Below are 6,346 nucleotides of genomic sequence, written 5' to 3' on the forward strand. Positions count from 1 at the left end.
GGCATTGACCAGCGCGCGGGCCTGGATCTGCGAGCGCTCGCCGGTCAGCGTATTGACCATGCCGACGGTCCAGAGGCCGTCAGACTGGCGAATCTCGGTGGCGCGGGTGCGGGTGCGAATCTCGGCGCCCTTGTCGGCGGCATCGCGTGCGTTGAGCACGACGAGGCGGGCGTCATCGACGAAGCAGTCGGAATATTCAAAGGCGCGGCTGTAGCGATTCGGGATCAGCGGCTTGCCGACCTCGTCACGCCCAAGATCGACCGAGCGCGTGGCGGGCAGCAGATGGCGCCCGCCGATGTGGTCATAAAGGAAGAGGCCGAGACGCAGCAGCCAGGCGGGACGCAGGCCGGCATGGTGCGGCAAAACGAAACGCAGGGGACGAATGATGTGGGGCGCGATGCCCCAGAGGATCTCGCGCTCGATCAGCGCCTCGCGGACGAGGCGAAACTCGTAATATTCGAGGTAGCGCAGGCCGCCATGCACCAGCTTGGTCGACCAGGATGATGTCCCGCTCGCCAGATCGTTCATTTCGCACAGGAAGACAGTATTACCGCGACCCACCGCGTCCCGCGCGATGCCGCAGCCATTAACACCGCCTCCGATGATGGCGAGGTCGAAGATACGCTCCAACAGACGCTTCCCCTGACGGCCGCCCGTTCCTTCGGTCGGCTACTTTCGCTTTTGATTAGATCACACCGAAAAACGAAAGCAAGATGAAAGAGAGGCGAAGGGAAGCGAAAGCGGAACTATTTTCGGGGCAAGGGGCCGCCAAACTAAGCAGTTTGAGCGGCAATTTGCGAAGCAGCGGCGCCCTTGATTGGTCAGCCCTGCACCATTATAGTCATATTAGTCATATTGGTTTTCGCTCACTTGACCAACCGTAACACTGCACCCGATACGCTTCCGACCGATGACACCTGGACGCTCGCCAATGCCAAGGCGCGGCTGTCCGAGGTGATCGACCGCGCCCAAACCGGCCCGCAGGTCATCACCCGACACGGCAAGCCGAACGCGGTGGTCGTTTCCGCCGAGGAATGGGCGCGCAAGGTCGAACGAAAAGGTACACTCGCCGAATTCCTCCTGGCCTCGCCTCTGCATGGCGCCAACCTCGAGCTTGAGCGTGAGCACGATGGGCCGCGCGACGAGATGCCGTGAACTTGCTGCTCGACACCAACGTGCTGTCGGAGGTTCAGCGGCCGGCGCCCTCCCCACGAGTCTTGGCGTGGCTTGATACGATCGACGAAGATCGCGCCTTCATCAGCGTTGCCTCGATCGCGGAGCTTCGCCGCGGCATCGCATTGCTGGAAGATGGCCGCCGGCGCACGGCGCTGGCCGACTGGCTTGCCCGCGATCTACCGGCACGGTTTGCCGACCGCGTTCTGCCCATCGACCACGCGGTGACGGAGCACTGGGGCGACCTCATGGCGCAGAGCCGTAGAAGCGGCGTCGCATTGTCTGTCATGGACGGCTTCTTTGCGGCGACCGCACTCGCGCATCACCTCACGCTCGTCACGCGCAACGTGAAAGACTTTGCGGCGTTCGGCGTCCCACTGCTCAATCCGTGGGACGATGTCTAAGACCTATCTCAGCCTGACCACGGGCGCCGCCTCGGGCACTGCGTCGTGCGCTTCGGCCTGCGCATCATCGATTTCCCCTGCCTCCTTCGGCATCGCCGCCATCACCTCGATACCCTTGCTGTGGCAGATGGTGGCGAGGCGCTCGGGCAGTTCCTGGTCGGTGACGAAGGTCTGGATCTGCGTGATATGCGCGATGCGCACCGGCGCGCTGCGGCGCAGCTTGGTGGAATCGGCGACCAGCATGACGCTGCGGGCATTGGCGATGATGGCCTGCGCCACCTGCACCTCGCGATAGTCGAAGTCGAGCAGCGCGCCCTCCTCGTCGATCGCGGACGCACCGATGATGGCGTAGTCGACCTTGAACTGTCCGATCAGCTGCGTCGCGGTCGAGCCGACCACGGCGCCGTCGGCGCGCCGCACCGTGCCACCGGCGACCACCACCTCGATGCGGGGATGGCGGTACAGCAGCATCGCGACGTTGAGGTTGTTGGTGATGACGAGCAGATCCTCATGCGAGGTCAGCGCGCTGGCGACCTCCTCCGTCGTGGTGCCGATATTGATGAATAGCGAGCAGCCGTTCGGGATCAGCGAGGCGGCCGCAGCCCCGATCGCCTTCTTCTCGTCGGCGGCAACGAAGCGGCGCGCCTCATAGGCGAGGTTTTCCACGCCGGAGGCGATGATGGCGCCGCCGTGGATGCGGGTCAGCGATCTCCGCTCACAGAGATCGTTGAGATCCTTGCGGATGGTCTGTGCCGAGACCTCGAACCGGCGCGCGAGCTCCTCGACCATGACGCGGCCGGAAGCGCGCGCGATGTTGAGAATTTCGGCTTGGCGATGGGTCAGTCCGGTCACGGCAACGGCCTCAAATCAGGATGATGCATGGTGCGGCGGTTCGCAGCTGCGGTCAATGCGTGCGCCGATCACGGTTAACGGATGCGGCCCTCACCACGCCATGGCGCTCGAAAGGCGCGCCAGCAGTGCCGGATCGTCGAAGGCGCTGGCCGAAGCGATCGCGCCGGCGCCAACCAGGTCGGCATGGCTGAGGCTGGTCCGGATGCCGACGGTCGGAATTCCGGCCGCCGCGGCCGATTGCACGCCGGTACGGGAGTCCTCGAATGCGATCGAGGCCTCTGCCCTCGCGCCGACGAAACGCAGCCCTTCCTGATAGGGCAGCGGATGCGGCTTGCCGTGCGGCAGCTCGGCGCCGATCACGAGCGCCTTGAAGCGATGCGTAATGCCGAGGCCGGAGAGCAGCAGCTCGGCGTTGAGACGCGGCGCGTTGGTCACGGCCACCATGGGGATGTCGGCGCTGTCGGCCCGGTCGAGCAGCGCCATCAGGCCCGGGAGCGGCGCGATCTGCCCGGCCACCAGCGTACGGAAGACCTCCTCCTTCTCATCAAGGATCAGGGCACGCCGCTCCGGCGCCTCGTCGGGCAGAAAGCGCTCGCCGATCGCGACATTGGCGAAGCCTTGCAGCTCCCTGGAGAAGCGCGCGTGGTCGAAGACATGGCCGTGAGGCCCGAGCACCTGGTTGAAGGCCTTCAAGTGCAGCGGGTCGGTGTCGGCCAGCGTGCCGTCGATGTCGAACAGCAAGGCCCTGCCCATCGCTTCCGTTTTGGCTTCGATCATTTCCGTACTTTCCCAAATCCGCGGCGCATTGATGCGCGAGACGTATCAATATGGCCTCAGCCGCGCAATGACGCATGAACATGACGACGAGGTGCCACTCGACAAAGCCGCGCGCGGCTGCAACACTCGCCGCAAGATCAAAAAGGAGGAAACGATGACGATCAACCGACGCGATCTGGCTCTCTCGACTCTCGCCGTCTCGGCACTCGCGCTCACGACACCGGTGCTGGCGGCCTCGGCCGACGATGAGGCCGTGGCGAAGAAGGTCGAGGCCTTCCGCCTCGCCCAGATCGCGGCTGATCCGAAGGCGCTCGGCGCGCTGTGTTGGGACGATCTCAGCTACAGCCATTCCAGCGGCAAGGTGGAGGACAAGGCGACCTTCATCGCCAACGCTACCGACGGCAAGTCGAAATTCCTGTCGATCGACTACAAGGACCCGACCATCAAGGTCGTCGGTCCCGCCGCGATCGTCCGCTTCCACTGGCTGGGCGAGCAGGAGATGGCGGCCGACGGGAAAAAAGTATCGACCAACCTTCACATCCTGATGAACTGGCAGAAGCAGGGCGACGAGTGGAAGCTCTTGTCGCGCGCAGCAACGAAGTTGTGATCAACGACGCTTGCCCTCTCCCCCCTGTGGGAGAGGGTGGCTCGCCGCGAAGCGGCGAGACGGGTGAGGGGTCTCTATCAACGAGTCGACCTCTCACGATTTGAGTTTGCTGAAGCAACCCCTCATCCGGCGCCATAGCCGAAGCCTCGCTTCGGCGTTCTCTTGCGAACGGCCGCTGAAGGCGGTCGCCACCTTCTCCCACAAGGGGAGAAGGAAAAGGCAGCTGGCATCAAGGGCGGCAAGAATTTCCGACCACGCTTCACGCGTCAAAATGACAAGCGGCAGACGCTTACGCCGCCTCCTTCACGTCACCGTGCAGCAGCTTGCGCGCGGCGCGCTCGGCTTCGCGCGCGTTGCGGAAGAGCTGGCCTTCAAGACGGTTGAAGCGGTGGGATGAGGCGAAGAAGCAATAGCCTCCGGAAGAACGAACGACGATACCTGCGGTCTGCGAATCGACTTCGATGATGTAGCTGTCCGGCATAGTCGGTGGATTCCTCAGTGCGGGCAAATAACGGTGCTCCTGCCCAAAGGTTCCCCAGGCATTTGAGGCCGTTTCCACCCCGAATCGACACGCAACTGAGTACGCCGGGACCTCATCCGTTTTATGACTGGTTCTTGGCGAAGCCGCGACGAGGATGACTCAGTCGCGCCGCGTTTGGCGGCGCTTGCCACGCATTCGTGAGATGAGGCAGAGCGTCGCGCGCGATTACGTCGCGATCGTTGTGTCAGTCGCGCGAACCGCTTGCGGGCGACCGTGTTCGTCGATCGAGACGTAGGTGAAATTGCCGTCGGTGACGAGAAACGGATGCTCCTCCCCGCGACGCAGCGCCCACGCTTCCAGGTGCACGGTGAGCGAAGTGCGGCCAACGCGGACAAGATTGGCGTAGACCGACACGAGATCGCCGACATAGACCGCTTTGCGAAAATTCATCGCCTCGATCGCAACCGTCACGGTACGCGACTTCGCGGCCTTTGACGCAAACACGCCGCCGCCGACGTCCATCTGGCTCAGCAGCCAACCGCCGAAGATGTCGCCATTCGCGTTGGTGTCGGCTGGCATTGCCAGCGTGCGAATGCAGAGATCGCCGCTCGGCTCGGTGTTCGCCTGTTCGTTCATGCCGGTTTCACCTAAAATTGTCCCAGCCCGGATCGGGCGCAAAGCGCGCTCCGAATCGCTCGGCCAGCCCGCGCAGGGTGGACACAATGTTTTCCACGCCGCGTGTGCGGGCATAATTCAGCGGACCGCCGCGGAACGGCGCATAACCGGTGCCGAAGATCATGGCGCCGTCGACGGCGTCGGCATCATCGACGATGCCCTCGCGCAGCGCCGCGACGCAGACATTGGACATCGGCAGCACCAGGCGGTCGATCATCTGGTCGGTGACGCGCGGGCCGGTCTCAGGGAGCGGCGCCTTCTCCGCCTTGCCGTCCTTCCAGGTGTAAAAACCCTTGCCGGTCTTGCGGCCGAGCTCACCCTTGGCGACCTTGTCGCGCAGCCAGGCCGGCGTCGGCGGTAGGAGATCGCCGAATTTCGTGCGCAGCATGTCGCCGACGTCGAGGCAGATATCGAGCCCGACCTGATCGGCGAGCTCGATCGGCCCCATCGGCATGCCGAATTGCTCGGCGGCGGCGTCAATCAGGCGCTGGTCGATCTTCTCGTCCAGCATCACCATCGCTTCCAGCATGTACGGTGTCAGCGCGCGATTGACGAGGAAGCCCGGCGAGCTCTTCACGGGCAACGGCAGGCGGTCGATCGCACCGACGAACGCGAGCGCATGCTTCAGCACCTGCGGGTCATTGCCATCGTGACTGACGACTTCGACCAATTGCAGCCGCGACACCGGATTGAAGAAATGCAGGCCGACCAGCCGCTCCGGCCGCGTCAGGCCGTTGCGCAAGTCCTGAAGCGGGATGCTCGACGTGTTGGTGGCGAGGATCGCGCCCGGCTTCATCCGCGGCTCAAGCCCGGCATAGACCTTCTGCTTCAGCTCGAGCTTCTCCGGCACCGCCTCGATGATGAGATCAGCGTTGCGCACGCCCTCCCCGTCCATGTCGGGAATGAGGCGATCGAGCGCGTCGCGCACGTCGGTCGGCTTGCGGATGATCTTGCCGTAGAGCTCGGCGGCGCGCTTCACCGCGCCCGCGATCGGCTCGGCTTTCATATCGGCGAGCGAGACGCGCAGCCCCTGCCCCGCGCACCAGGCCGCGATGTCGCCACCCATGGCGCCGGCGCCGATGACATGGACATGCCTGATGGTGTTGCCGCTGCCTGCGGCTTTCTTCATCTGCTCGCGCAGGAAGAAGACGCGGATCAGGTTCTGGGCAGTCGGGGTCACCATCAACTTGGCGAAGGAAGCCTGCTCCGCCTTCAGCATCGCGGCCTTGCTGCCGCCATGGGACTCCCAGAGGTCGATCAGCGCATACGGCGCCGGATAATGCTCGCGGGACGCGGCCTTCGCCGCCTCCGAGCGCATCCGCTTGGCGAGCAGCCCGCGCACGAGGCCGACATTCGCAGCGCGCGTCAGCAAGCCTG

General features: G+C 64.3%; 9 protein-coding genes. 3 read left to right on the plus strand and 6 right to left on the minus strand.

Annotated elements, in window-relative coordinates; translation table 11 throughout:
- The coding region (locus MOV75_RS23690) for a glycerol-3-phosphate dehydrogenase (RefSeq protein ID WP_247006715.1) at positions 1–630 on the minus strand (630 nt) is incomplete at its 3' end.
- A gap of 240 nt (positions 631–870) precedes the next feature.
- Here MOV75_RS23690 and MOV75_RS23695 point away from each other — a divergent pair.
- On the plus strand, positions 871–1,155 hold the full coding sequence (locus MOV75_RS23695; protein WP_246929195.1) for a type II toxin-antitoxin system Phd/YefM family antitoxin: 285 nt from the start codon (positions 871–873) through the stop codon (positions 1,153–1,155).
- Positions 1,152–1,577 carry a type II toxin-antitoxin system VapC family toxin gene (locus MOV75_RS23700; protein WP_246929194.1) on the plus strand — a complete coding sequence of 142 codons (426 nt, stop codon included), beginning with the start codon at positions 1,152–1,154 and terminating at the stop codon, positions 1,575–1,577. Before MOV75_RS23695 ends, MOV75_RS23700 begins: the two co-directional genes overlap by 4 nt.
- A 3-nt stretch (positions 1,578–1,580) precedes the next feature.
- Here MOV75_RS23700 and MOV75_RS23705 read toward each other — a convergent pair whose 3' ends face one another.
- Positions 1,581–2,429: a DeoR/GlpR family DNA-binding transcription regulator gene (locus MOV75_RS23705; protein WP_246929193.1), complete on the minus strand. Its 849-nt coding sequence runs from the start codon at positions 2,427–2,429 to the stop codon at positions 1,581–1,583.
- Between the two features lie 90 nt (positions 2,430–2,519).
- Positions 2,520–3,206: an HAD family phosphatase gene (locus tag MOV75_RS23710; RefSeq protein WP_246929192.1), complete on the minus strand. Its 687-nt coding sequence runs from the start codon at positions 3,204–3,206 to the stop codon at positions 2,520–2,522.
- A 154-nt stretch (positions 3,207–3,360) separates the two neighbouring features.
- On the opposite strand from MOV75_RS23710, the gene MOV75_RS23715 reads away from it, so the two are divergent.
- Positions 3,361–3,813 carry a nuclear transport factor 2 family protein gene (locus MOV75_RS23715; RefSeq protein ID WP_247006716.1) on the plus strand — a complete coding sequence of 151 codons (453 nt, stop codon included), beginning with the start codon at positions 3,361–3,363 and terminating at the stop codon, positions 3,811–3,813.
- A gap of 289 nt (positions 3,814–4,102) precedes the next feature.
- On the opposite strand, the gene MOV75_RS23720 is transcribed toward MOV75_RS23715, so the two are convergent.
- The 3 genes from MOV75_RS23720 to MOV75_RS23730 form a co-directional block, all read right to left on the minus strand.
- On the minus strand, positions 4,103–4,294 hold the full coding sequence (locus MOV75_RS23720; protein WP_246929190.1) for a hypothetical protein: 192 nt from the start codon (positions 4,292–4,294) through the stop codon (positions 4,103–4,105).
- 225 nt (positions 4,295–4,519) lie between these two features.
- A complete protein-coding gene (locus MOV75_RS23725; RefSeq protein WP_246929189.1) occupies positions 4,520–4,930 on the minus strand; it encodes an acyl-CoA thioesterase in 411 nt (136 codons plus the stop codon).
- Between the two features lie 7 nt (positions 4,931–4,937).
- Positions 4,938–6,346, minus strand: a 1,409-nt coding sequence (locus MOV75_RS23730) for a 3-hydroxyacyl-CoA dehydrogenase family protein (protein WP_247006717.1), incomplete at its 5' end; no start/stop codon positions are given.

Source organism: Bradyrhizobium sp. PRIMUS42 (assembly GCF_023006515.1).
Lineage (GTDB): Bacteria > Pseudomonadota > Alphaproteobacteria > Rhizobiales > Xanthobacteraceae > Bradyrhizobium.